This is a genomic window from Spirosoma panaciterrae DSM 21099, from assembly GCF_000374025.1.
GTDB lineage: Bacteria > Bacteroidota > Bacteroidia > Cytophagales > Spirosomataceae > Spirosoma > Spirosoma panaciterrae.
In genome coordinates this window covers 110,936-135,694 of record NZ_KB893177.1, presented here as the reverse complement: position 1 = coordinate 135,694, position 24,759 = coordinate 110,936, and the positions used below count along the sequence as shown (strand labels likewise).

24 protein-coding genes are annotated in these 24,759 nt (G+C 48.2%); 10 read left to right on the top strand and 14 right to left on the bottom strand.

What is annotated here, in order from left to right; genetic code table 11:
* Positions 1-69: 69 nt before the first annotated feature.
* On the bottom strand, positions 70-3,606 hold the full coding sequence (locus B153_RS0109020) for a DEAD/DEAH box helicase (RefSeq protein ID WP_020596371.1): 3,537 nt from the start codon (positions 3,604-3,606) through the stop codon (positions 70-72).
* 513 nt (positions 3,607-4,119) lie between these two features.
* On the opposite strand from B153_RS0109020, the gene B153_RS0109015 reads away from it, so the two are divergent.
* From B153_RS0109015 to B153_RS0109000, 4 genes are all read left to right on the top strand, one after another.
* Positions 4,120-5,379, top strand: a complete 1,260-nt coding sequence (locus tag B153_RS0109015) for a hypothetical protein (protein ID WP_020596370.1) — start codon at positions 4,120-4,122, stop codon at positions 5,377-5,379.
* 206 nt (positions 5,380-5,585) lie between these two features.
* On the top strand, positions 5,586-6,782 hold the full coding sequence (lhgO, locus tag B153_RS0109010) for an L-2-hydroxyglutarate oxidase (RefSeq protein ID WP_026262012.1): 1,197 nt from the start codon (positions 5,586-5,588) through the stop codon (positions 6,780-6,782).
* Positions 6,783-7,373, top strand: coding sequence for a Crp/Fnr family transcriptional regulator (locus B153_RS0109005; protein WP_020596368.1), 591 nt, complete (start codon positions 6,783-6,785; stop codon positions 7,371-7,373).
* An 83-nt stretch (positions 7,374-7,456) separates the two neighbouring features.
* Positions 7,457-8,209, top strand: a complete 753-nt coding sequence (locus B153_RS0109000; RefSeq protein WP_020596367.1) for an SDR family oxidoreductase — start codon at positions 7,457-7,459, stop codon at positions 8,207-8,209.
* A gap of 95 nt (positions 8,210-8,304) precedes the next feature.
* On the opposite strand, the gene B153_RS38845 is transcribed toward B153_RS0109000, so the two are convergent.
* Positions 8,305-8,541, bottom strand: a complete 237-nt coding sequence (locus B153_RS38845) for a type II toxin-antitoxin system death-on-curing family toxin (protein WP_425423143.1) — start codon at positions 8,539-8,541, stop codon at positions 8,305-8,307.
* A 164-nt stretch (positions 8,542-8,705) separates the two neighbouring features.
* A complete protein-coding gene (locus B153_RS0108985; RefSeq protein ID WP_020596364.1) occupies positions 8,706-8,900 on the bottom strand; it encodes a hypothetical protein in 195 nt (64 codons plus the stop codon).
* Positions 8,901-9,028: 128 nt separating this feature from the next.
* Between B153_RS0108985 and B153_RS0108980 the strand changes: the two genes are divergently transcribed.
* The 3 genes from B153_RS0108980 (at position 9,029) to B153_RS0108970 (ending at position 10,616) form a co-directional block, all read left to right on the top strand.
* The gene (locus B153_RS0108980) at positions 9,029-9,535 is read left to right on the top strand and encodes a Dps family protein (RefSeq protein ID WP_020596363.1); all 507 of its coding nucleotides are present in this window, start codon (positions 9,029-9,031) and stop codon (positions 9,533-9,535) included.
* A 164-nt stretch (positions 9,536-9,699) separates the two neighbouring features.
* The gene (locus tag B153_RS0108975) at positions 9,700-10,152 is read left to right on the top strand and encodes an NUDIX domain-containing protein (RefSeq protein ID WP_020596362.1); all 453 of its coding nucleotides are present in this window, start codon (positions 9,700-9,702) and stop codon (positions 10,150-10,152) included.
* 17 nt (positions 10,153-10,169) lie between these two features.
* Positions 10,170-10,616: a DinB family protein gene (locus B153_RS0108970; protein WP_020596361.1), complete on the top strand. Its 447-nt coding sequence runs from the start codon at positions 10,170-10,172 to the stop codon at positions 10,614-10,616.
* Here the strand turns inward: B153_RS0108970 and B153_RS0108965 are convergent.
* The 11 genes from B153_RS0108965 to B153_RS0108915 form a co-directional block, all read right to left on the bottom strand.
* Positions 10,585-11,988 carry a high affinity choline transporter 1 gene (locus B153_RS0108965; RefSeq protein WP_020596360.1) on the bottom strand — a complete coding sequence of 468 codons (1,404 nt, stop codon included), beginning with the start codon at positions 11,986-11,988 and terminating at the stop codon, positions 10,585-10,587. The genes B153_RS0108970 and B153_RS0108965 overlap by 32 nt on opposite strands.
* A 111-nt stretch (positions 11,989-12,099) precedes the next feature.
* On the bottom strand, positions 12,100-12,954 hold the full coding sequence (locus tag B153_RS0108960; RefSeq protein ID WP_020596359.1) for an inositol oxygenase family protein: 855 nt from the start codon (positions 12,952-12,954) through the stop codon (positions 12,100-12,102).
* Between the two features lie 84 nt (positions 12,955-13,038).
* Positions 13,039-14,127, bottom strand: a complete 1,089-nt coding sequence (locus tag B153_RS0108955; RefSeq protein ID WP_020596358.1) for a serine hydrolase domain-containing protein — start codon at positions 14,125-14,127, stop codon at positions 13,039-13,041.
* A 6-nt stretch (positions 14,128-14,133) separates the two neighbouring features.
* On the bottom strand, positions 14,134-15,771 hold the full coding sequence (locus tag B153_RS0108950; protein WP_020596357.1) for a sodium/sugar symporter: 1,638 nt from the start codon (positions 15,769-15,771) through the stop codon (positions 14,134-14,136).
* A gap of 141 nt (positions 15,772-15,912) precedes the next feature.
* Positions 15,913-17,256, bottom strand: a complete 1,344-nt coding sequence (gene accC, locus B153_RS0108945; RefSeq protein WP_020596356.1) for an acetyl-CoA carboxylase biotin carboxylase subunit — start codon at positions 17,254-17,256, stop codon at positions 15,913-15,915.
* 92 nt (positions 17,257-17,348) lie between these two features.
* Positions 17,349-17,846 carry an acetyl-CoA carboxylase biotin carboxyl carrier protein gene (accB, locus tag B153_RS0108940; protein WP_020596355.1) on the bottom strand — a complete coding sequence of 166 codons (498 nt, stop codon included), beginning with the start codon at positions 17,844-17,846 and terminating at the stop codon, positions 17,349-17,351.
* A 92-nt stretch (positions 17,847-17,938) separates the two neighbouring features.
* The gene (gene efp, locus B153_RS0108935) at positions 17,939-18,502 is read right to left on the bottom strand and encodes an elongation factor P (protein ID WP_020596354.1); all 564 of its coding nucleotides are present in this window, start codon (positions 18,500-18,502) and stop codon (positions 17,939-17,941) included.
* Positions 18,503-18,595: 93 nt separating this feature from the next.
* Entirely contained in the window at positions 18,596-19,579 is a 984-nt protein-coding gene (locus B153_RS0108930) for a beta-ketoacyl-ACP synthase III (RefSeq protein WP_020596353.1), read from the bottom strand.
* 91 nt (positions 19,580-19,670) lie between these two features.
* On the bottom strand, positions 19,671-20,612 hold the full coding sequence (gene plsX / locus B153_RS0108925; RefSeq protein WP_020596352.1) for a phosphate acyltransferase PlsX: 942 nt from the start codon (positions 20,610-20,612) through the stop codon (positions 19,671-19,673).
* A gap of 241 nt (positions 20,613-20,853) precedes the next feature.
* Positions 20,854-21,048: a 50S ribosomal protein L32 gene (gene rpmF, locus B153_RS37215; RefSeq protein ID WP_080059596.1), complete on the bottom strand. Its 195-nt coding sequence runs from the start codon at positions 21,046-21,048 to the stop codon at positions 20,854-20,856.
* An 82-nt stretch (positions 21,049-21,130) separates the two neighbouring features.
* Complete coding sequence (locus B153_RS0108915) at positions 21,131-21,676, bottom strand: YceD family protein (RefSeq protein WP_020596350.1); 546 nt, start codon at positions 21,674-21,676, stop codon at positions 21,131-21,133.
* A 200-nt stretch (positions 21,677-21,876) separates the two neighbouring features.
* Here B153_RS0108915 and B153_RS0108910 point away from each other — a divergent pair, with 200 nt between their 5' ends.
* The 3 genes from B153_RS0108910 to B153_RS0108900 all read left to right on the top strand — a co-directional run bounded on the left by B153_RS0108910 (position 21,877) and on the right by B153_RS0108900 (position 24,735).
* Positions 21,877-22,758, top strand: coding sequence for a DMT family transporter (locus B153_RS0108910; RefSeq protein ID WP_020596349.1), 882 nt, complete (start codon positions 21,877-21,879; stop codon positions 22,756-22,758).
* A 97-nt stretch (positions 22,759-22,855) separates the two neighbouring features.
* Positions 22,856-23,065 carry a hypothetical protein gene (locus B153_RS0108905; RefSeq protein ID WP_026262010.1) on the top strand — a complete coding sequence of 70 codons (210 nt, stop codon included), beginning with the start codon at positions 22,856-22,858 and terminating at the stop codon, positions 23,063-23,065.
* A 164-nt stretch (positions 23,066-23,229) separates the two neighbouring features.
* Positions 23,230-24,735: a S41 family peptidase gene (locus B153_RS0108900; protein ID WP_020596347.1), complete on the top strand. Its 1,506-nt coding sequence runs from the start codon at positions 23,230-23,232 to the stop codon at positions 24,733-24,735.
* Positions 24,736-24,759 lie beyond the last annotated feature (24 nt).

Here is a 24,759-nt window from a genome sequence, read left to right as displayed (position 1 = left end):
AATTCCGTGGGTGTATTCAACGAATTAACGTTAATTCGTTGAATACACCCACGGAATTTATAGCTTTTTTTAACCTAGAGCTACTAACTCTTTCAGTTCGGCATCGCTTAGATCGCCGAGCCAGGTTTCGCCAGTTTTAACGCTGAGATCGGCCAGTTCTTTTTTGTTACGGATCATGGCGTCGATTTTCTCTTCCATCGTTCCCTGGTTGATCAGTCGATACACGAGCACGTTTTTGGTTTGACCAATGCGGAATGCCCGGTCAGTGGCCTGAGCCTCGACGGCTGGATTCCACCAAAGGTCGTAGTGGATAACGTGGTTGGCTTGTGTGAGATTAAGTCCCGTACCACCCGCCTTGAGCGACAGAATGAAGGTGTGATCGCTCCGATTTTTCTGAAACTGCTCAACCATCCGGTCACGTTCATCGCGCGAGGTGCCACCATGCAGAAACAGAGGGGGTGTACCGAAAGCCTGCTGAATAAATTGCGCCAGCAACTCGCCCATCTCCTTATACTGGGTGAAAATGAGTACTTTTTCGTGGCTTGCATAGATGTTTTCCAGCAGGTTTAGCAGCAGGGTTGTTTTGCCGGATAATGCCGGAGCCTCGGCGCCTTGTTTCAAATATTGACGAGGGTGATTGCCAATCTGCTTGAGGGCGGTCATTAGTTTCAGAACCAGACCCCGGCGGGCAATACCATCTTTTTGCTGGATGGCTCGTAAGCTCTCCTGAACGACGCTTTCGTAAAGAGCGGCCTGCTCGGTAGTGAGGGTACAGAACTGATTATTCTCAATTTTGTCGGGCAAATCGCTGATGATACTCCGGTCGGTTTTTACCCGGCGGAGCAGGAATGGGCTCGTGATCCGTCTGAACTGATCCAGTTTCTGGTGGTCGCGTTCCTGCTGGATCGGCTTGCCAAATTCCTCGTTGAACTTACCCATCCCACCCAGATAGCCTTTGTTTACGAAATCCATAATGCTCCAGAACTCCGATAATCGGTTTTCGACAGGAGTACCGCTGAGCGCAATGCGGATCGGGGCTTTTAGGGCTTTAACGGCTTTGGTTTGTTCGGTATCGGAGTTTTTGATGTTCTGCGCTTCGTCGATAATAACTATGGCCCAGGTTGTTTTCTTGAGCTTGTCGAGATCGGAACGGATTACGCCATACGTAGTTAGCAGCAGGTCGTACTCGGTGGCTTTATCGTCAGGAAGTTTACGGTTAGAGCCATGGTAGATCAATGGGCGAAGATCGGAGGCAAAGCGGGCAATTTCTTTTTGCCAGTTGGTCAGCAGGGTTGTTGGCAACACCACCAGCCCTTTTTGTTTTTTGAACCGACCCTCCTGTTTGAATTTAAGCAGCAAGGCAATGATCTGAAGTGTTTTCCCCAGGCCCATGTCGTCGGCCAGCAGACTTCCCATGCCCAGGGATGTGTTTTTCATCAGCCAGTCGTAGCCGCGCTGTTGGTAAGGGCGTAACGTAGCGTTAAGAGCGTCGGGAAGCGGCTGCGAGGCACTCTCGGTAAACTGTTTGACGAGGGTTCTGACTTCGGCCGATAACCCCAGTCGTCCACCCTTGTATTCTTCAGCCAGAGCCGCCTTGAGCAAGTCGGAGCCCGTCAGTTCGGGCGGGTTTTCGAGCTGTTTGTAAAGTTTGGTCAGCTCGTTCGGGTCGATCAATACGTACTGATCTTTGATCTTGACCAACCCCGTTGTTCGGCCCACCAGCTTCTGAAATTCATTCACACTGATCATTTCCTCCCCAAGTGCCACCTGCCAATCGAAGGTCAGCATATCGTCCAGCCGCATAAAGGCATTATCGGCAGTAACTTTTGCTTTAAGTCGCCCACCTGCCTGCGGACGAACCCAGTGCTGTAGCGATTTGGGCAGCCAGAGCGAAATACCCAGCAGTTGCATACGGGGCAAGGTTTCGAGCAAAACGTCGACAAACAGACTGGGTGAGTAAGTCAGATAGGCCGGACCCCCCATTTTAGTCAATCGGGCTAAATCCGGGAAGTGTCTTGATAGTACCAGCAAATCCTGCAATACAGCCATCCGAATGCCCTGGTGTTTCTTTTTGGTCAGCAGATCGGGCAGTGGAATGGGTGGTTCAAGAGTGCCTTTGGCGGTTTTCGATTCACGGTCGCGAATGAGCAGGCTTAAGTGAAATTCATCGCCGAATTCGTTGTCTTCTACGGCTACAATGGGCACAAATCGTTTGTGGGTCAGAAAGAAGTCGTTGAGCCAGAGCTGTATAGCCAGAGGCATTTCTTTTCGGCCAAAGCCTTCGAACCGTAACGTTTCGATGCCAAAAAACAGTCGGTCAGCATCCTCCAGCGGCCAGCGCTCCCAAAGCTCGATGGTCGTTGGTTTGATGACCCGTCGTAAAAACAGTGAACAAAGTGTTAATACCAACTGCTCACCGGGTAGGGCCAGCCATTCTTTCTGCCAACGGACCGTTAGCAAGGTGGGTGGGATTTGAGAAGACAGAAACTCGGTTTGCTGTTTTACAAATTCGTTGAGCATGGCCGGAATCCAGCGAACCCGGTACTGATCTTCACCGGGAGTTACCCGGAGCAATTGCGGCACTACGGCTCCCCGACGTAACAGTGCGGCCGAAAATTGGTGGGTAAGGTATAAGGCTCGGACTGAATCGCTCATTTCGGGCCAGTCGGCTTCGGTGAGGGTGCCGATCCAGCCTACCAGGTCACTCATTTTAAACCCGCTGAGTGAACGAGGTTCGCCATGCTCACTGAAAATATTGATCTTTTTCACCGACATCACTTCATCCAGTTGTAGCTCGATGCTATCACTGAAGCCAGGGTGTTCGTCGAGTGATGTCGATTTGTCGTCGGTTGGCGGCTTGCTGAAAAGTTTGTAGGCCCGGGTTAACGACTTGTGAAAATCGCCTTTGGTAAATGTAACGTCTGGGGCGAGTAAGCCTAACAATTGCTCCGATAAGGCTGGTATCGTAGCGTAATCCAGGCGGGTTCGGGTGGCTTCGGAGGGTTGCCAGTCTTCATCGTCGGGCAGTTCGTCGGTACAGATATCTTTGAACGACAGAACCTGGCTCATACTGCCGCCCATTACATCGACCTGATCTTTTTGCAATTCCTCTAGTATGTCCAGCCCCTTTAGCTGAAAAACCAGAAATGGATTTCGGTCGATCTCATTGGCAATGATGTAAATAACAGCAGCAACATGCTTGCACGGAACGGCAAAATCAGGGCAGGAGCAACCCATCGATAAATCCCGGAACGACGCTGGAAACAGTTGGATGCCCCGGCGATTAACGAATTCGGTCAGTTCAGGGGGTAATTGCCGATTCAGGAGTTGCGCTAGCGTGGCCGGATTTTCACGAATTTCTGCCAAAAGCCATGTTCGTTCCTGCTCGGTAAACAGCGGCACCGATAACTTGATTTTATAGGGTCGGGGTGCCGTTCCTTTTACGGAAGCACTAATCTGATTGGTCGAAATAAGCAGACCCATAACGGCCCCCTTGTTGGCGTAGCTTTTTCCGCGTGGCAGGCGGTTTGCCATATCAATGCTTGCCAGAGCATTAAGCCATTTCTGGCCCCACCACGTTTTGCCGTAAGCGATCCGTTCTGCCATTTATGCCGAAAAACAATTAATTCGGGTACAAAAGTAGGTGATTCAGGACTTTACAAAGAGCCGTGCCGGTGTCGTTTCTGACCATACGCGGCTTTTTGTGTAACGATTGAACAATCAAAATCGCGTAGTGGCTTATACAAAAGCAAAATTTCTTTAGAAACGCTTCCTGCCGAAGTGCCACGGAACGGTGAAGAATAAATCCTTCTTCTCATAGCGAGGGCGCTTGAGGAATGACAAAGCGATTGCGCCTTTGAAAAACGTAAGCGGATAGGAGTCCATAAACCGAAATAAAGTGACTGGTTTATCTGCAAGTTATCGTAAAAATTTATAACTAGCAGATAGTCAGTTAGAAAGTAGGTGACTTGAGCCGTTTTTGGATCGTATTCGGATTTATCATGAATGAGTAAAGAATGAAACGGCAATACGCTCACTTTCCGAGGCTATTGTCATCGGTTCGTGTTCTTTTTGTTTACTTTTACCTAGGTACGTTCGTCAGTCAAACCCGTATTTTATATGGTTCTGAATACTCCTGCTACTGATACGCCACTGGGCCGAGGGATTAAACACATTGGCATTGGAAAATACGGAAGTAAGCCGCTACCGCCCGATTTACTGTCTGAGTGTCGTACCGCACTAACCGACCCGATGAGCCACCCTTTGCAGCGGGGCGCCTTTTGGGGCGCCTTGGTAGCGAAAGGGCCAACACAGGAAGAGCGAACCCTGGAGGAGTTAATTGGTAAAGGCGCTTTTTCGCACCCTACATTTTTTATCAATAAAATTTGTCCTGGCTTACCCGACCGTTTATTGCCTGTTGCTACCAAACTGGTGCGAGGGGGGCATTTACAGGTGACGGAAGCCGAACAACTGGGCGATTATTTGTTCGGTCAGAACGACTGTGAGGTGTTTCGGGCGTTGGCAGCCAGCATCCTGCGTGTTCGACACGAAACCAACGACGAGTATCTGGGGCTTATGCGGGCGGCCGAACGTACATTTTCGCCTGGATTTGGGTCCATGAGTTGTGCCGATCGCCCGTTGATTCAACTTGCCGAACCGTTCGATGGGGTTGAGAATAGTTACCTGATAACTCCGCTATTGGCCCAGTTCTTTCAGAAGCGGGGTTATGGAGCCGTGTCGCTGGTTGGCCGGTCAGGTGGGCCAAAGTTTACCCTCAATGCATTGGATTTGTACATGAATCTGGGGTGTCAGTTTCTGCAAAGTAACCATGAGCTTGATACACCGTTGGCAAATTATGGCTGGGTGCTCGACCAGAAAGCGCTGTCACCTGCGTTGAATCGGTGGGTTGAGCGCCGGCAGGTTATTATCAAACGCCCGTTTCTGGCAACCCTCGAAAAAGTATTGAACCCCTGCCATGCCCAAATTTTGGTTACGTCTGTTTTCCATATTACGTACCAGATGAAAATGGCTGAACTGGCGCTTTTGGCGGGTTTTGATGGTGTTCTGGTTCTTAAGCGGGGGCTGGAGGGAAGTTTGGCCCCATCGACCAGCCGGGCTTGTGGGGTATTGTGCGCGGTCAGAACGCCCCGTGGCCATTTATTTTTTCAACATTTCGAAGGCGACTCGCCTGCCTTTGCTGCGTTCCGTACCCAGACCGAAACCGAACATGAGCAACCTCAGGCTCTGGAAAATGCTCGTTTGGTACGGCAGTTTATGAAAGAAGGTCGTACGGCAGATGCTGACTTCGATAATCGGGTTCACTTTGCCCATGCGCTCTATCAACGTGGCCTCGACTGGATTGAGGGGCAACTGCGTTAATGCTGCCGTTCGTCGTTTAAATTATCCATTCATCCAAAATAGCCCAGGAAACACTCCAGAAGGGCATCTTTGGATAAAATACAACCTAAATATTCCCGTTTTAGGTGTACGATATTGGAACAGTAAACGACAGCTAAAGGATGAAGGGCGCAACGAAAATCTCGTTGCGCCCATTTTTTTGCCGTTCCGCCGTACCTTTGTTAATTATGACAGACGTAGTAATCATTGGCGGTGGAATCGTTGGACTGGCTACCGCTTTACAATTAAAGCAACAGCGCCCGCAACTCTCGATCATCCTGCTTGAAAAGGAGCCGTTTGTGGCACGTCATCAAACCGGACACAACAGTGGAGTGATTCACTCCGGGTTATATTATAAACCGGGTAGTCTGAAAGCGACCAATTGTATTCGGGGCTATCAGATGCTGATCGATTTCTGTGATACCGAAGGCATCCCCTACGAATTGTGTGGCAAAATCGTGGTAGCGACCAGGCCAGAAGAAGTCCCTCAATTGGAAACCCTGTATCAACGCGGCCAGCAAAATGGATTAGGTGGTCTAAAAAAACTATCGCTGGCTGAAATGCGGGAGATTGAGCCGCACGTCAATGGTGTAGCCGGGATGTTCGTACCGCAAACGGGTATTATCGATTATAAGCAGGTAGCTGAAAAATACGCGTCTAAATTTCAGGCTTTGGGTGGAGAAATCCGATTCAACGAGCGTGTGGAGCAGGTTACACCCGGCAATAGCCTGAGCATTGTAGTGACCGACAAAGGTCGTTACGAAACCAGGCTTGTGGTAAACTGTGCCGGGCTTTATTCCGATAAAATTGCGCAGCTTACCCAACGCGAATCGGTCAACGTCAGGATTGTACCGTTTCGGGGGGAATATTATCAGATCAAACCGCAGAAAGAGTACCTGGTCAAAAACCTGATTTATCCCGTTCCTGATCCTAACTTTCCATTTTTGGGGGTTCACTTCACCCGTATGATTCACGGTGGCGTAGAGGCAGGTCCGAATGCCGTACTGGCCTTTCAGCGCGAAGGCTATAAAAAGTCGGATATCAACCTGAAAGAGCTATTTGAAACGCTCTCATGGCCGGGTTTTCAGAAAGTAGCGGCTAAATACTGGGAAACGGGCTTAGGTGAAATGTACCGTTCGTTCTCGAAAGCGGCTTTCACCAAAGCGTTACAGGCATTGATTCCTGAAGTTCAGGAAGCTGATCTGGAGCCGGGTGGGGCAGGTGTTCGTGCCCAGGCTTGTGACCGTACAGGCGGCTTGCTGGACGATTTTGCCATACTGGAAACCGATAAAGCCATCAATGTCGTGAATGCGCCTTCGCCAGCGGCAACTTCGTCGTTATCCATTGGCAAAACCGTATCGGAGAAGGTTCTGGCTCGTTTTTAAATGGACGCACTTGATCCGTTCGTTCGGCATATTCAGGCACGAGTTGCGTTGACTGACGAAGAGCTGCAGGAACTGCTTGCGGTCTTTAAACTGAAAAAGGTTAAGAAGAAACAGTTTATCATTCAGCCAGATTTTGTGGCTACCCATAGAAGCTATGTGTTGCAGGGGGCCTTACGATCGTATGTGGTTGATCAAAATGGTGCTGAGCACACAGTACAGTTTGCCTTGGAGGACTGGTGGATATCTGACTATAACAGCTATTTGTACCAAAAGCCAGCTACTCTATTTGTTGTGGCGATGGAAGACAGCACCTTAGTTCAAATAGACTACATGACCGAACAGCGTCTTAAAGCTGCGAATCATAAATTCGAAACATTTTTCAGAATAGGTGCCGAACGAACGGCGGCTTATCACCAACGGCGGATTATTTCAGCTCTAACCCGCACAGCCGAAGAGCGGTATAATGACTTTCTGGAAGCGTATCCTACGGCAGCGCAGCGGTTGCCTCAATATGCCATTGCTTCCTATTTGGGGATGACTACTGAGTTTCTTTCTAAAATCAGGCATGATAAGGTTAAGCGAAAAAGTTGAACTGGTTCAAGCGTTTTTCCTAAGCTAGTTCATTTTAAAGCCCTGCCGCTGCGGTCAATTTTGTGGCGTTAAAACACACGAAAATGTCACAGAAATTAGCAGGGAAAGTAGCCGTAATTACGGGAGGTAATAGCGGTATTGGGTTTGCAACCGCCAAATTATTCGCCAAAGAAGGCGCTAACGTTACGATCACAGGCCGAAATGAGGCCACCATCAAGAGTGCTACGGCCGAAATTGGGCAGGGAGCTATTGGCTTCGTTAGCGATGTATCCGATATCAGTAGCATTGAGCCGGTCTATAAAAAAGTTGAAAGCACATTCGGTAAAATAGATGTATTAATCGTGAATGCGGGTATTGTGATGATTTCTCCACTAGAAAATTTTACCGAGGAGATGTTTGATACAATAAGCGATATCAATTACAAAGGCGTCTTTTTCACTGTACAGAAAGCACTACCTTACTTAAATGAGGGTGCTTCAATCGTGGTTACCTCCTCTACTGTGGCCAATAAAGGTATAGCGGGTGGAGCGGCCTATTTGTCGTCAAAAGCAGCGGAACGAGCGTTGGTAAGGGCTTTTGCTGCTGAATTAGTTAGCAAAAACATCCGGGTAAATGCCTTATCGCCCGGTTCGATTGATACGCCTATCTTTGAAAAGGCAGGCTGGGGAGCTGCACAGATTGATGAGATAAACAGCTTTTTTGCGACCGTAACACCCATGAAACGCGCGGGCACAGTTGAGGAAATGGCGAAAGGCTTTTTGTTTCTGGCTTCTGGCGATTCGTCCTATATGACCGGGGGGGATTTACTACTGGATGGCGGCTTCAGTAATCTGTAGCCTGTTGGCAAAAGAGATATTGTATAAAAGGGCGACCGTCTATTCTGATGATAAATTAGGGAAACGATCGCTCTTTTACAGGACAAAGGTCATTATTACAACGGCTGAATATAGGTTTTGAACCACTCCAGTACACTCTCGAGAGAATGGAAACCTGATGCTTCGTCAAGCGTAAATTGGGTTAATAAATCGTCATCAACCAGTTCTGCAAACCTATATTCATTAAGAAGAAGGAAAATTAGTGCTGCCTGCAAACCTGTACGTTTATTACCATCCTGAAAAATGTGGTTGCAGATGATATTGTACATATACAAACCCGCTTTCTGATAAATTTCTGGATAAAGAGACTAGCCAAACATATCCGCTTGTACCGCTTCCAATAAGTAGTCTAAATTTTCTTCATGGAGAAAATTGCTGGGTGGAACGAAATTGCCACCCACATGCTGAATGGTTAAGAAGTTAATATACAGTATATCTTCCTTCTCCAGATACTCCATTACGCCAAGGCCTTAAATACGTTTTCGTAGCGTTTAAAATCCCGTTTGATAATCGCGTCAATTTTTGCCTTTCGGTCAGATCGGCTAGTGTCTTCTTCAATAATTTCGCGGATAATGTCTTTGAAAAAATCTTTGTTTTCGTGCATCATTTCGCGGATGATCCCCTTAACCTCCTCTTTCTCCGTTGCTGTCATGGATGTAGCATTTTTACAAAGATAGTAACAGTGGATTAGGTTGGGAGGTTCTGCTCATTTGAGCGAACAATGCGGGGTAAACGTAGTTTTCCTTAAAACAGATGTTTGTTTAAAACCACATAGCATTCATGAAAGCTATCAATCAAATTGAAGAGCTGGATACACCGTCCGATCTAAAAGAAAAAGGACGCGAAAAAGTGGCTGAAGCCTTGAATCGTCTGGTTGCCGACGCCTTTGCCCTCTACATCAAAACCAAAAATTATCACTGGCACGTATCCGGTCGCCATTTCCGCGATTACCACCTGCTACTCGATGAGCAGGCTGATCAGATTTTTGCGACCATCGATCCATTGGCCGAACGGGTTCGGAAAATAGGCGCTAATACCATCCGCTCGGTGGCGCATATTGCGCAGTTGCAGCGGGTGAAGGATAATGACGAGGACTTTGTGAAGCCAATCGATATGCTGAAAGACCTCGAAGAAGAGAATCGGAAAATGGCAAAAAATATGCGCGACGCCCACCAAATTGCCGATGATGCCGAAGACGTAGCCACAGCCAGCTTACTTGAAAATTTCATCGACGAAACCGAGCGACGTACCTGGTTCCTGTTCGAGACCAGCCGGGATTTAAGTTAATAGTTAAAAAGTGGTCAAATAGTGTCAAGAGTGGTCAAGAGTGGTCAAGAGTTGCTACATTATCTGACCACTTTTGACACTATTTGACCAGTCTTGACCTCATTTACGGTCGTCTTTGCCAGTGATAAATTGGGAAAGACGACCGCTTTGTTTAAGTTGGCAGCATGAAAGTTCGTCCATGTGCCCTAATCTGGCAGCAAACAGCCAGCAATGTTGAAGTATTATTCATGCGTTATTCTTACGGTGGGCATGATGTATTTGCGTTGCCAGGTGGTAGCCCCGACCGGAATGAAACCTTACCCGAAACGATTGTTCGGGAAGTTCAGGAAGAGCTAGGAGTTTCGGTCGACGTTGGCGAAATGATTCTGGCGGGTGAAATGCTCCTTTCGCAACGGAACGACGATGTATTGCACGTGGTCTTTGCCGGGCGGAATCTTCAGGGCATTCCCGTATTAAACCCGATCGAAACTACGGCGCTTGAATTGGTTTGGAAACCAGTTTCTGAACTACATGGCCTCAATTTATACCCAAACGTAGGGAAGCAGCTTCAGGCATGGTTTGAGAGCGCTGTAGATTTAGGCTACGTAGGCCGTATAGAGCAACAGTATTTTGGTTGATATAATAAGTTTAAATGATGCTTCTGGAAGTTCTGAATACGCTGTTTCAGCGTGATCTTGCTAAACTAAGGCAGGAAATCAGTCTATATAAAGACGAGCGAAACCTTTGGCTTGTGGAGGAACATATTGCCAATTCGGCAGGTAATCTGTGCCTGCACCTGATCGGTAATCTGAATACCTACATTGGAGCCGAATTCGGTAAAACGGGATACGTTCGTCACCGGGATCTCGAATTTTCACTCAAAGATATCCCCCGGACTGAACTGCTGGCGAAAATTGATGAGACGATGGCTGTTGTTGAAAAGGGACTTTCGAATGTGACGGAAGCACAACTTGCCGAAGAATACCCGATGCTGGTTTTCGAGAGGCCCACTTCAACGGAATACTTTCTGGTTCATTTAACGACGCACCTTACATACCATCTCGGCCAGATCAATTACCATCGCCGTTTGCTTGATTCGTAATCGGGGGTGTTGCACTCAATAAACTGCCAGCAACCATGCCGAGGGTGCTGGCCAGCAATCCCCAAAGCAGGGGTGGATGTTCGCTTTGTTGCCACAGACAGAGTAGCCAGACCACAAAGCCAATCGCCATGGAGCAAAGACAGCCGATCAGGGTGGCCCGTTTCCAGTAAATTCCGGCCGCTAAGGGCACAAATAGCGATACCAGACTGAAAGCTGAAGATTCGCCAACTAAGTCGAAAATATTGGTATCGCGGGTTGTGCTCATCAGTACGCAAATCACAGTAATTACAACTACTGCCCAACGGATGGTTTTCAACAGATTGGCATCGCTGATATCAGGCCGGAAGAATTTGACAACGTTCTCGCCAAAAACGGTTGATGGGGCCAGAATGGCCCCGCTCGATACACTCAGAATGGCTGAGGTAACAGCGCCAAAAAACAGGATCTGTAGAGGTAAACTCCCATGCCGCATCACCATATTTGGAATAATGAGCTGATTATCTTTGGGCAAATCGGGATGAAGGATCTTGGCACTCAAGGCAATAAAAAGCGGCAGCATGGCAATGGTTAGATACATGCCCGAAGCCAGGTAGGATGCCCGCACTGAAATCGTTTCCGATTTGGCCGACATAACCCGCTGAAATACGTCCTGCTGTGGGATAGAACCCAGACCGATAGTTATCCAGGCAGCTAGGTACGCTAACCAATCCTTGCCAGTATTGTCGGGTACTAAGCGAAAGAATCCAGCCGAAGTGCGCTGTCGAATGGTTTCCCAACCACCTACTTCGTTCCAGAGTAATACTGCCAGAACTGCCAGAGCCAGAATGATAATTAAATTATGAAAGAAATCTGTCACGGAAATCGACCACATACCGCCCAATAGCGTATAAATCATGACGATAGCCGCACTGGCCATGATGCAGTATTCGCGCGGTATGTCGGTCACAACGCTCAGGACAATGCCGATAGCAATCAACTGGGCGGCAATCCAGCTAAAATAGGATGGAATCACCATAACGGCTGATAGCAGCTCGGCAGCGCGCCCATACCGAATGCGGAAATAATCGCAGAAAGTCGTAATGTTGAGCCGATACAAAGGTCGAGCGAAAAAAGCACCCACCAAAAACAGGCATAGTGCCGAACCAAAAGGTTCTTCGATGACAGCCAGAAAACCACCTTCAACAAACATGGCTGGTGCGCCCATGATGGTTTCTGAACCAAACCAAGTCGCAAATGTTACGGACGCTGCTAAAAATAAGGGTAATCCCCGACCAGCCAGAATGAAATCCTGCGAAGTAGTGACGCGCCGGGCCGCCCAGGCACCAACTGCCACATTAGAGAGAAGATAGAGCGCTATGAAAAAGAGGAGCATATCAGAACAGTAGCAATCGCCAAAACTACATAATCAGCAAATAAAAATTCCGTAAGCAGTCGAAAGGAATCAACGGCTTACGGAACGGTAATGCTACTATGTACCAATCGATTACAGCTTCAACGTGGATGGCAAATACTTCGCAATCAGGTCTTCGTAGTAAGGCTTCAGCTCACTCACAACGGGTGGCTTGGGACTTTTCGAATACAAGTCATACGGATTGAACTTCCGAACCCATTTGAACATCTCATGATCATGCTCGTCCATCAGGTGGTTGTACGATTCCTCCCGGTGCTGAGAGTAAAATGAGTGATACCGCATCATGTACAGTGCCGGTTCGGGCATGTAGTTTTTCATCATCTGATACAGATACTCGTCGTGCCCCCACGACATATGCACGTTGCGAAGCCCACAATTTGGCTCGTAAACACCGTACTTGGTATTGTACCGATCATCCTGACTGTCGGGGTTATTAGCGAAAAACTCAGGATAAACAATTTTGTCCGAATGCTTGCAGCCAACGGGGAATGTATCGCCAACCACTGCCCATTGCGGTTCGCCAAACAGGCAAAGTACTTTGCCCATATCGTGCAGGAAACCCGTCAGCACGAACCAATCTGGATGGCCATCGGCCCGGATGGCTTCGGATGTTTGTAGCAGGTGCTGAAGCTGATCCAGGTCGGTATCGGGGTCCGAATCATCGACCAATGTGTTCAGGAATTCTGCAACGCCCCAAACAGGTAATTCTTTTTTATCGAATTTCAGGAATTCCCGCTCTTTTTCCAGCACGAAATCATAGGTCTGGTAGGTATGATTCAGTCGATAGAACTCCCGAACGGTATCACGCTCGGGCGTGTCGTAGTTGCGATAGTCGTCTTTCGATTTGTGTTCGGGCTGGGGGTAACGACTCAGTACGTCGTCTTCCCATACATCCAGGCTGGCAAGGGGGGCTGTTTCGCTAATCATGATCGATAAAAAATTTAACTAACAAATCTCGAAAATTTATTCCTGTAAACCAATACGATAGAGCAAAGGTTGAGCCAGAACGTATTATTGAGTTAGCTCATCCAATGCCAGAATATTGGCCAGCTCAGTGGGGTATGCACGGGCTAGAATCTTTAGTACGGCAGACGCGTTCGCTTTATTGTCGGCCTTGTTGGAAAAGTAAGCCATCAGGAAGTTTTTATCCGGGATAGATACTACAAAATTATTGAAGCCGCAGGTACTGCCTGAGTGGAATAATACCAGGCTGTTGGGCTGTTGGAAAAACCAGCCTGCGCCATAATAGCTACCTGGATTAGAGCGAATGGCCTGGCCCGTACGGATCAGCGTAGCCTGGAGGTTGATAAGCGTATGATTGCGTAAGGCATCGATCCATTTTTTGTAATCGGTTAGCGACGTATACACTCCGCCGTCTCCTTTCGTAGCACTGGTTACACTCTGATCCGAAAACAGGTAGTTTGTTCCTTTTTTGCGGTAACCCATCGCTCGATTGGCAATCGGTTTTCTTGCTTCGTAAATGACCGATTGTGTCATGTGCAGTGGTTTAAAAATGCGTTCCCGAATAAAGGTCGAAAACGGTTGCCCCGATACGCGCTCAACGATCAGAGCGAGCAGGCAATAGCCTGAGTTGCTGTACCGAAACGCACTTCCTGGTTCGAAATACAGTGAATCTCGGTCTTTAAGCAGCGTAAGTACGTCGGCATCCAGGAGTTGCTCGTGCTGGTTTGGGTTCATCACAGCTTCGTAATCCAGTAGGCCCGATGAGTGGGTTAGAAGATTTCGAACTTGTACTTTCCGGCCAACCTGACCGTTGAACTCTGGAAAAAATCGAACAATCGGGTCAGCCAATGAAAGTTTACCGTCTTTCTCCAGTAGTAGAATGCCCATAGCGGTAAACTGCTTGGAAACAGATGCCATTCGGAAGTTCGTTTCGGCCGTAATCGGTGTTTTGAGAGCTACGTTGGCTGAACCTTTACCTGACTGATAAATGCCTTTCCCGTCGATTTCGACCAATAGTGCAGCACCTGGCTGGCCTGATTGAATGGTTGACCGCATCAGCGAGTCGAGCCGTTTGGGCAGTTGTGCCAAAGCCGCTGTGGACAATAGCAGAAGACCCGTCGTCAGGAATTTTAGCATGTATTTCTACCAGAAGACCGTATACAATACAGCCAAAATACCAAAAATTCCGACCGAGCCAATCACGAACGAAGGCGTTACCCGGAACATACTGCGATCAACGATGATTTCATCGCCTGTTCGATGACTGGCTGGGTCGGTGAGGGATACAAGCACCATCAAGACAATATCGATGCAGAAAACCCAGGTAGTGCGGTGCAAAAACGGAATCGATTCGGCCTGAACCCCAAAGAGATTCATGAATTCGGACCAGAATTTTAGTAGTGTAGAGAAAGGTAGCGTCAGGATGGCAACCGTCAGGGCGGCCCGGTTGGTGGCTCGTTTCCAGAAAAAACCCAGTAGAAAAATCGCGAAGATGCCCGGTGTAATGAAGTTGGTATATTCCTGAATGTACTGATACACCTGATCGAGCGAGCGGAGCATGGGGGCCAGCGCAATGGCAATGATGAATGAGACAATAACCGCCCAGCGGCCTACATTGACCAGTTTTTGCTCCGACGCGTTTTTATCCACGTACTTTTTGTAGAGGTCGAGGGTAAAAATGGTTGAAATGGAGTTGCATTTGCCTGCCAGTGACGCCACAATAGCCGCTGTTAGTGCCGCAAAAGCCAGCCCTTTCATGCCGATTGGCAACAAATTCATGAGTACGGGGTAAGCATGATCGGGCTTTAGAACCCCCGACGCATCGGTCATCGCTTCACGGAAAGAGCCCGTCTGAAAGAGAACAAAAGCCGCGATCCCCGGAATAACCACAATGAGTGGAATCATTAGTTTTAGCAAAGCCGCAAATAGAATCCCACTTCGTGCCGTTTTGAGGTCGGCTCCCAGGGCGCGCTGAACAATGTACTGATTACATCCCCAATAGTAGAGATTGTTCAGCCACATGCCCCCCGTCACCAGGGCCATACCGGGCAGTGCGTCGTAATAGGGGTGACCTTTGGGAAGAAACATGTGAAAATGACTGTCGGCCTGCGTCCGAAGCGAGACCAAGCTACCCCAGATTGATGTTGTTCCGGTTTCTTTTCCCACTAGTTCGAGAGCCAGGTACGTGATTACTAAGCCACCGAAAATCAGGACAATGACCTGGATAACGTCGGTATAGCCAATCACTTTCATCCCTCCCAGGGTGATAAAAATGGCAAACACGGCTAACCCGATCGTACAGGCCGTAAAGGAAATACCAACCAGCGATTCGATGGCAATGGCACCCAGATACAGGATTGATGTGAGGTTGACCAGTACATAAACCACCAACCAGAATATGGCTAGAATGGTACTTACAGTGTCGCTATACCGCTGCGCCAGAAACTGAGGCATCGTATAGATATGATTGCGCAGGTAGATCGGGATGAAAAAAACGGCAACGATGATCAGTACGGCAGCAGCAAACCACTCGTAAGAAGAAATGGCCAGCCCCATGGCAAAGCCCGAACCGGCCATGCCGATGAAGTGTTCGGCCGAAATATTTGATGCAATCAGCGAAGCCCCAATAGCCCACCAGGTTAGCGATCCTTCGGCCAGAAAAAAATCGGTAGTATTCATTTGGGCCGATCGTTTCCGCTGGTAAACCCAGTAGCCGTATCCGACAACAACAATAAAATAAACAAGAAAAACGATGTAATCGGCCGTAGCGAGGTGATTCATGTAGTGCAGTGGGTATTAAAAAACCGAGGTGTCTTGCACTAAAGCAAGACACCTCGGTTTTTTAATGTTACGCAGGTAGAAACCCGCGATAGTGTTTCCTCATTCTTTACTGTGTCGTTGCGGATAGCCAGCCGCATAACGTTACAGCTTACTGAAATCAAATGTTTCGAGGAAAGCCGTCGTGAATTTACCCGACTGGAATCCGGGGTCGTCCATCAGCTTGATATGGAACGGAATCGTTGTTTTGATACCTTCGATCACAAACTCCTGCAAGGCCCGTTTCATCCGGGTAATCACTTCTTCCCGCGACTGGCCTGAAACGATCAGTTTTGCAATCATCGAGTCGTAGTTGGGCGGAATGGTGTAGCCACTGTACACGTGGCTGTCGATTCGGACACCGTGCCCACCTGGGAAATGCAGGTTCGTGATCTTACCAGGCGAAGGGCGGAAACCATTGGCAGGGTCTTCCGCATTGATACGGCATTCCATCGCATACAGCTTCGGCGTATAGTTCCGGCCTGAAATTTCAGTACCGGCAGCCACCTTGATCTGCTCTTTGATCAGGTCGAAGTCGGTTACCTCTTCCGTAATTGGGTGTTCCACCTGAATTCGGGTGTTCATTTCCATGAAATAAAACTTCCCGTGTTTATCGACCAGAAACTCGATGGTTCCAGCTCCTTCGTAGCCAATGGCCTGTGCACCCTTAATGGCGGCTTCACCCATTTGTTGCCGGAGTTCGTCGGAAACGATAGGGGAGGGGGTTTCTTCGACCAGCTTTTGGTGACGACGCTGAATGGAGCAATCGCGTTCCGAAAGATGACAGACTTTTCCGTATTGATCGCCCACAATCTGAATTTCGATGTGGCGCGGCTCTTCAACGAATTTTTCCAGATACAGACCGTCATTACCAAAAGCGGCTCCCGCTTCAGTACGGGCATCATGCCAGGCTTTTTCAAAATCGGCTTCTGATCGGATAATTCGCATACCACGACCACCGCCACCAGCCGTAGCTTTGACAATAACCGGATAACCCATTTCGGCCGACAGTTTTTTGCCTTGTTCGATGGAGTCGAGCAGACCTTCTGAACCGGGAATCACCGGAACACCAGCCGCTCTCATGGTCGCTTTGGCCGTGGCTTTATCGCCCATGCTGTTGATCTGATCAGCAGTGGCACCGATAAACTTAATGCCATAATCGGCGCAGATTTGTGAGAATTCGGCGTTTTCCGACAAAAAGCCGTAGCCTGGATGGATGGCATCGGCCCCAGTTACTTCGGCTGCTGAAATAATATTAGGAATGCTGAGATACGACTGTTTGCTTACTGGCGGACCAATACAGACAGCCTCATCGGCAAAACGTACGTGTAAACTATCGCGGTCGGCCGTTGAAAAGACGGCCACCGTTTTAATGCCCATTTCGCGGCAGGTACGGATAATTCGCAGAGCGATTTCCCCCCGGTTGGCGATAAGAATTTTCTTGAACATAATGTAAAGAGCGAAAGAGTGAAAGAGCGAAAGAGTGACAATTGGGCGCCGAATAAACGCTCATTCACTCTTTCGCTCTTTCACTCTTTGTTTTAGATGGGTTCTACCAGGAACAGCGGCTGGTCGTACTCGACAGGGGTCGCATTTTCAACAAGCACTTTAACAATACGGCCCGACACTTCTGATTCAATTTCGTTGAAGAGCTTCATGGCCTCGATAATGCACACCACTTTACCTGCGGTTACGCTGTCGCCTACCTCAACAAATGAAGGTGTTTCGGGATTAGATGACCGATAGAACGTACCGATCATTGGCGATTTGATGGTAACATAGTTTGAGGTGTCGGCCTTAGGCGTAGCTACTGGCGCAGGAGTCGATATGGCGGTTGGGGCTACTGCCTGAGGAGGTGCTACAGGAGCCTGCACTGCGGCAGGAGCTATGGCTGGTGCCGCTGCTACGGGTGCAACTGCCGGAGCGCCCGAACCATATCGCTTGACACTGATTTTGAGATCGTTTGTTTCGATGTTGACTTCGTCCAGACCCGATTGAGAAATGAAGTCAATAAGTTGCTGTATGTCTTTGGTTGTCATAGTTTGGTAGTCACACAGTTGAATGAGTGATTGGTAGTTTAGGAAAGAAATTTACTTTCTAACTGGATTAAAGACTAACTGTTTAATGATAGCTATTTCACTCGTTCAACGTACTCGCGAGTACGGGTATCGACACGGATTTTTTCGCCGGAATCGATAAAAAGCGGTACCATAATTTTAGCACCCGATTCCACTTCAACCCGCTTTTTGGGGCTGTTGGCCGTGTCGCCTTTGATCCCTGGCTCTGCGTAGGTCACTTCCAGTTCCACAAACGGAGGGAGTTCGCACGAAAGTGGGGTTTCGTTTTCGGCATTGATCAGCATTTCCACCTCCTGGCCTTCTTTCATCAGATCGGCGCTATCAACTATTTTCTCGTCGAGGTTAATCTGGTCGAACGTTTCCTGATCCATGAAGTTGTAACCGGCTTCGTCCTTATACAGGAATTGGAATTTCCGGCGCTCAACCCGTACAGGATAGATCGTAACTCCTGAGTTGAAGGTGTTGTCAATCACGCGGCCTGTAGTCAGGCTTTTCAGCTTCGTACGAACAAATGCAGCGCCTTTTCCTGGCTTTACATGTTGAAATTCAGTAATTTGAAAAAGGTCGTTGTTGAAGTTTAAGACCAGTCCGTTGCGGATGTCTGCGGTCGTTGCCATCGTTTTTTTAATGTATGATATAAGGTGTATGATGTATGATATAAAAGAATGTTCAAAAGCGTACATTCTATATCACATACCATATATGAAAAATTAATAGGCCCACTTTACGTAGGCGGCTCCCCAGGTAAAGCCACCACCAAAAGCGGCTAGTACCAGATTATCGCCTTTTTTCAACTGCGATTCATAATCGAATAAGCAGAGTGGGATAGTTGCAGCAGTTGTATTGCCGTATCTGTAAATGTTCATCATGACCTTATCGGATTGGATACCCATCCGATGGGCTGTTGCGTCGATGATGCGTTTGTTAGCCTGGTGTGGAACCAGCCAGGCAACATCAGCGCCTGTCAGGTGATTCCGCTCCATAATTTCGGCAGATACATCGGCCATATTTTTGACGGCAAACTTAAATACCGAAGGGCCATCCTGATAAACGTAATGCCAGCGTTTTTCGACGGTTTCGTGAGTAGGTGGATAGCGGCTTCCCCCTGCTTTCTGAAACAGGTGATTTTGTCCGACCCCATCCGATTTTATAATCGAATCCAGAACCCCATTGCCTTCGTCATTAGGTTCAAGGAGTACGGCGCCAGCTCCATCCCCGAAAAGCACACAAGTGGTACGGTCCGTGTAATCAACGATTGCCGACATTTTGTCTGCCCCTACAATAACGACTTTTTTGTATTTGCCGGTCTCGATAAATTGAGAGCCTACTGTAAGGGCATACACAAAACCGGAGCAGGCAGCCTGAATATCGAAGCTTCCGACGTTACGGATGCCAACCATGTCGCAGATGAGATTGGCGGTGCATGGAAACACATAGTCGGGGGTTGTTGTCGCACAAATAAGTAAATCGACTTCTTCGGGTCTGGTATTGGTCTTTTCCAGCAGGCCGGTTACGGCTTTAGCTCCCATGTGCGACGACCCCATACCTTCACCCTTGAGAATGTGCCGTTCCTTAATGCCTGTACGGCTTGTAATCCATTCATCATTTGTATCCACCATACGCTCCAATTCAGCATTGGTCAGCACATAGTCGGGAACGTAGCCGTGGACTCCTGTTATGGCAGCTTTACTCATAAGTGGTATTTACAACGTTTTCTGTTTGTCGCTTCCTTTGACCAGTCCATGAAAATGAGCATGCCAGTCAAGGAAAGCGGCAAACAGAAAACTAACTCAATGCTTGTGCAATTTTTATATAGGCGTTGGACTCAACCTGTCGAATGGCCAGGCCAATCATGTTTTTAATCGCTAAAGGGGATGAGATACCATGCGCAATAATGACATTGCCATTGACACCCAATATCGGACTACCGCCTACAGACTCGTAGTTCGTTTTATCCAGAAACTCATCACGAATACCCCGTCGGCTGGCGATATCATAAAAAGATTCGCCGAGTTTAAACATGGCATTTCCGGTGAAGCCATCGGTTATGATGACGTCCGCTTTGCCATCGAAGAAGTCTCCCCCTTCAATATTACCGACAAAATTAATCCGACGATTGTCTTTAAGAAGTTGGTGGGCGGCCTGAGCAATCAATGATCCCTTCTGTTCTTCAGAACCAATGTTCATCAGGGCCACGCGAGGCTGGTCTATGGCAAACGTATATTGCGCATAAATCGAGCCTATTTCGCCAAACTGGGCCAGCATTTCGGGCTTACAATCGGCGTTGGCGCCAATGTCGAGCATTACGGCATGCCCTCCCGTAACCTGTGGCACAAAGCCAGCAATACAGGGTCGTATAATGCCTTCGATCGCTTTTATGCTAAACAGGGCCCCGACGTGCATGGCACCTGTATTGCCAGCACTACAAAAGGCATCAACCTGTTTGTCTTTCAAAAGCTTAAACCCAATTCCGATGCTGGAATTGGGCTTTTGGGAGAGCGCCTTGGTAGGGTGCTCACTCATGTCAATTACATCGTCGGCATTTACCAACTCAATACTGGTAAGTGCGCGGGCGTTGTGTTTTTCAAGCAGTGACTCTACAATGGTCTGCTTCCCGATCAACACAATAGCCACATCCTCCGGCAATTCAGCAGCGGCCTGAATTACTCCTTCCACAATTGCTTCGGGGGCAAAATCGCCACCCATTGCGTCCACTGCAATTTTCATTGACTCGGTTTGTTCAATACTTCCCTGTTCGTCGGGGTTGTAAATTAAGGGCCTGTCAGTAGGCAATTATAGCCTATAATCAATTGATAGTAAACGACTAGCGCTTCCTGGCAATGCCTGACACAAATTGCCTGCCTACTTATCTATGCGTAAAAATAGGCAGGTGACAGGCAATAAAAAAGTATTTCGCGTTCATCTTCGGAAAGACGTCGGCGAAATACTCTTCATAAATGGTCAAGATTTAAGCCGTTTTGGCGTAATTCTCGACAATCATTTGTCCTTTATAGAACAGATTGCCTTCAAAAACGTGAGCGTGGTGGCGCTGATGCACTTCGCCAGTTTGAGCGTCGGTCGAGAGCGCTACTGGCGTGGCAACGTAGTGTGTTCTGCGCTTATCGCGTCGGGTGCTTGAGTGGCGTCGTTTGGGGTGTGCCATTGTCTTGTTTTACAGTTTGAAGTTCGCAGTTTGAGGCTCGTAGTTCAGAGGATACCTTAAAAACTACTCACCTGGTACCAGTTTAGTTATCGTTTAATTTTCGTAGAGCTGCCCAGCGAGGGTCAATATCCTGCTGTTGTTCATCTACGTCGTCAGCTTCGGCATCCGTGCGGTAAATTACTTTACCATTCTGATCGTCATCGTCTGAATCCTCTTCGGTCCGGAAACGCGGATGCAGGCGTTTCATAGGAAGAGACAGGCTAATGAACTCAAAGATGTAACGGGCTACGTTAATTGTGGCCGTATGTCGCTCAATAAGTTCAATCTCGTCGGTCAGCTCTTCGTTATGATCACCAAATTTCAGCAGCATGGTATGCCGTATGTCCACTGGCTCATCATAGTCGTCGAGGCAGCGGTCGCAGACTTGCCCGACGGTGCCTTTGATCTGAAAATCGAGCCGAATCATGGTTTCCGATTTGTCCAGCAGCAAATGCGTATGTACATTTCCTTTCTCGATCAAATCCTGATCCAGCGCAGCAAAAAACGCATCGTCCGACGTGAAGTCGTATTCGTGTCGTTTGTTGTCCAGACCGACAATATGAATGTCGTATGCGCGTAATGCGTTCACCTTTCGTGTCTCCTCTCCAAAAATAGGAGCGCAAAGGTACGAAATATTTGTGAATCAGGAAAGTGAATAGCGAAAAAAAGCTGTGAGACAATCGACTTGCGGGTGGGTTCGTAACAGAATGCGCTACAGCAAGGAAGCGAAAAGACGAATGGCTACGATGATCTGTGTTTCGTTTGTGTTAATGAACTCGGCTGCTACTCATGGTTACGATTACTTCTCTGGCCGTTCTGGTGCGTATACTTGCCAATCCACTTTCGAACGTGTTTCAAAAGCAGTTGACACAACGTGCCACCGACCCTTTGTTCGTTATCTCGGCTACGTATGGCTTCCTGTCGTTAGTTTGCCTGTGTTTCTGGTCTCAGCTACGCTTTCAGGGTCTATCTTCTGAGTTTTGGTTGAATATGTTGTTCACCAGCGTATTGGCTGTGTTTGGCAATGTGTTTCTGGTAAAGGCCCTGCAAATTGGCGACTTGTCTGTTCTGGGGCCGATCAATGCCTATAAATCGGTGGTTGGGTTGATAGCAGGCGTATTTTTATTGCAGGAAATTCCAGGTTGGTGGGGATTGGCAGGCATCGTACTCATCATTACCGGGAGTTATATCGTACTGGCTGACAAACAGGAGCGTAGAGGGTTTTCGTGGCAGATGTTTCAACGTCCTGAAGTGAAATTACGACTCGCGGCACTGGTTTTTTCCGCTATCGATGGCGTATTTTTAAAGAGAGCTATTTTAGTATCAACGCCTACCATCGCGTTTTTTTACTGGTGCCTGTTAGGCTTTGGCTGTACGTTGGTCTGGATTGTGCTAACCATGCGAAAGCAGTGGCAGGAGCAGGTGAAGCTGCTGGCGAATCAACGGTTTATTTTTATGGCGCTATGCCTTTCGGTTGGGCTTACCCAGGTTGCGAGTAATATAGCGCTGGCTAGCATGCCTGTGGGCTATGCATTAGCCCTGTTTCAAACGTCGGCCCTGTTAAGCGTGTTGTTCGGCTACCAGTTTTTTCGCGAGCAGGGGATTGCTCGTAAACTGATCGGAGCCGGAGTTATGGTAACAGGGGCTATATTGATTACCATTCTAGGATAATACTTGATTGGTCATGGTATTGGACTGCGACAGCCCAGGAGCGGTTAAACATCCTACCTTAAACCAGGTTAACGTTACTAAACTGTATGAACTACCTATGGCACACTACCAACTTGTTGAAAAACACGCTATCGAGCATCACAACGAATACTATGAGGTTCGTCCGACCCAAACCGATAATGAGCCTAAAAGCTTGTTCTTTACCACAAACGAAGAAAATCTGGAAGAAGTAGCAGCAGCTATTGTCAGCGAACATATGCCAGGTGTGAAGCACTGGGCAGTAATCCCTCACCGAAAGGATAGTTAATAAATTAGTAACTAAATCGATGAATTATGCTGTTTAAAGGGGCATAGGCAAAATTTTAAAGAAGTTTTAAACAAATTTCATTGATTCTAGTTACGTCTGATCGTATCTTCACTTAACGAATGATACGGTCAGAAGTAGGCCGTCGTCTACCGTAACTTGGATCGATGAGGATTGGCCGAATTCTGCTTGCAGCGAGCATTTTACTCCACTTTTGTAATCACGTAGCCACCGCTCAGGAGCTTACCCCTGCTCAGGCCCGGGCTGATATTTCGTATTTAAAACATAAACTCGACGGCCTGCATCCGGGAATGGGGTTTTACACATCGCAGACCCGGATGGAGCAACTCTACGACTCGTTGTACAATAGGCTGACGGCCCCGATGAGTTATCTGTCGTTTTATCATCACGTAAGCCCGTTAGTCGCTGCTCTGAAAGATGGGCATACCAATCTGAATCACCGTCGGAACTACATTGGTAAGCAAACCCGCTATTTACCATTTTACATTCGGCCCGTCGATAATCGGTATTTTATCAGTCATAATGTCTCCTCGGATACGTCGCTTCAGCGGGGAACCGAATTGCTGATGATCAATGGACGGGCAGTGGCTGATCTGCATCATGAACTGATGGAGGCCGATCGCTCGGGCTCTGATGGCGATAATCTGACGGGACGCCGATTCTGGAGCACAGTGCAGTTTGCCGATTACTATGCAGCCTGGTTTGGCTCGGCCGATTCGGTTCGGATTACCTATCGGCTGGCTACGGATACGTTGACTCGAGAGGAGCGAATCGCCTGTTTGTCGCTGCAGGATTTTCGGCGGACGATCCAGCGCCGGTATGGTGTCGATATTGATCGACGCCCGAATCTTTCCGTCAACGTTGTGGATACCCTCACCCGTACGGCTGTATTGCGCGTTTCCTCATTCATGGGGTTAAAGAAGAAAGATCCGTTTCAATTGGCATTCAAGCGACGACTGAAGCGAGCTTTCAAACAGATTAAGGAAGAGAATATCAAAAACCTGGTTGTGGATATGCAGGGCAACGGTGGCGGCATCGTACTTAACTCAGCCCGATTGCTACGCTACTGGATGCCTAAATCGTTCCGAATGATGGAACACGAGGATATGAAACGGGCTGTCAGAGCCGAACTGGTAACCCCCTGGAACCCTTTTTCGGCCCTTAATTTCAGTTTACAATACAGATCAGAAAAAGGGGGGGGATTTACGAGTCGCTCGTTCCGGCATAAATACCGCCCACGGCATAAAGATGCGTTTACGGGGAATTTGTATTTTCTGTTGAACGGGGCCTCTTTTTCCGCCACAACTACTGTACTGGCCAAAACGCTCGATGCGGGTATGGGTACGTTTGTTGGCGAACCCAGCGGGAGCGCGTACTGGGGCGATTTTGCCGGGCATTTTAAAACGATTGTACTGCCCAATTCACGGATTCAGGTTCGTATTCCACTCAAAAAGCTAACCCATGCTGTGAATGCCGACCGATCAAACGGGTTTACGGTAGAGCCCGACTTCACGGTTTCGCGCAGTTACAACGATTTAATGAACAACCGGGATTATATTCTGGACTATACCCTCCAACTGATTCGACAGGGCGTAGTGGCGCGTAGACCCGTTCAAACGCAGCCGCTCCAAGTGTCAGCATTGCAGGAATAATGGATTTCACGAAGTCAATGGCGA

Coding starts and splice junctions, on each gene's coding strand:
- plsX (WP_020596352.1), bottom strand. CDS start 20,612: ATGAAAATTGCAGTGGACGCAATGGGTGGCGATTTTGCCCCCGAAGCA.
- lhgO (WP_026262012.1), top strand. CDS start 5,586: ATGACAGACGTAGTAATCATTGGCGGTGGAATCGTTGGACTGGCTACC.
- B153_RS0108980 (WP_020596363.1), top strand. CDS start 9,029: ATGAAAGCTATCAATCAAATTGAAGAGCTGGATACACCGTCCGATCTA.
- B153_RS0108955 (WP_020596358.1), bottom strand. CDS start 14,127: ATGCTAAAATTCCTGACGACGGGTCTTCTGCTATTGTCCACAGCGGCT.
- accB (WP_020596355.1), bottom strand. CDS start 17,846: ATGACAACCAAAGACATACAGCAACTTATTGACTTCATTTCTCAATCG.
- B153_RS0108965 (WP_020596360.1), bottom strand. CDS start 11,988: ATGCTCCTCTTTTTCATAGCGCTCTATCTTCTCTCTAATGTGGCAGTT.
- B153_RS0108970 (WP_020596361.1), top strand. CDS start 10,170: ATGCTTCTGGAAGTTCTGAATACGCTGTTTCAGCGTGATCTTGCTAAA.
- B153_RS0109005 (WP_020596368.1), top strand. CDS start 6,783: ATGGACGCACTTGATCCGTTCGTTCGGCATATTCAGGCACGAGTTGCG.
- B153_RS0108900 (WP_020596347.1), top strand. CDS start 23,230: ATGAGGATTGGCCGAATTCTGCTTGCAGCGAGCATTTTACTCCACTTT.
- B153_RS0108950 (WP_020596357.1), bottom strand. CDS start 15,771: ATGAATCACCTCGCTACGGCCGATTACATCGTTTTTCTTGTTTATTTT.
- B153_RS0108985 (WP_020596364.1), bottom strand. CDS start 8,900: ATGACAGCAACGGAGAAAGAGGAGGTTAAGGGGATCATCCGCGAAATG.
- B153_RS0109020 (WP_020596371.1), bottom strand. CDS start 3,606: ATGGCAGAACGGATCGCTTACGGCAAAACGTGGTGGGGCCAGAAATGG.
- B153_RS0108960 (WP_020596359.1), bottom strand. CDS start 12,954: ATGATTAGCGAAACAGCCCCCCTTGCCAGCCTGGATGTATGGGAAGAC.
- efp (WP_020596354.1), bottom strand. CDS start 18,502: ATGGCAACGACCGCAGACATCCGCAACGGACTGGTCTTAAACTTCAAC.
- B153_RS0108905 (WP_026262010.1), top strand. CDS start 22,856: ATGGCACACTACCAACTTGTTGAAAAACACGCTATCGAGCATCACAAC.
- B153_RS0109015 (WP_020596370.1), top strand. CDS start 4,120: ATGGTTCTGAATACTCCTGCTACTGATACGCCACTGGGCCGAGGGATT.
- B153_RS0108975 (WP_020596362.1), top strand. CDS start 9,700: ATGAAAGTTCGTCCATGTGCCCTAATCTGGCAGCAAACAGCCAGCAAT.
- accC (WP_020596356.1), bottom strand. CDS start 17,256: ATGTTCAAGAAAATTCTTATCGCCAACCGGGGGGAAATCGCTCTGCGA.
- B153_RS0108910 (WP_020596349.1), top strand. CDS start 21,877: ATGGTTACGATTACTTCTCTGGCCGTTCTGGTGCGTATACTTGCCAAT.
- rpmF (WP_080059596.1), bottom strand. CDS start 21,048: ATGGCACACCCCAAACGACGCCACTCAAGCACCCGACGCGATAAGCGC.
- B153_RS0108930 (WP_020596353.1), bottom strand. CDS start 19,579: ATGAGTAAAGCTGCCATAACAGGAGTCCACGGCTACGTTCCCGACTAT.
- B153_RS0109000 (WP_020596367.1), top strand. CDS start 7,457: ATGTCACAGAAATTAGCAGGGAAAGTAGCCGTAATTACGGGAGGTAAT.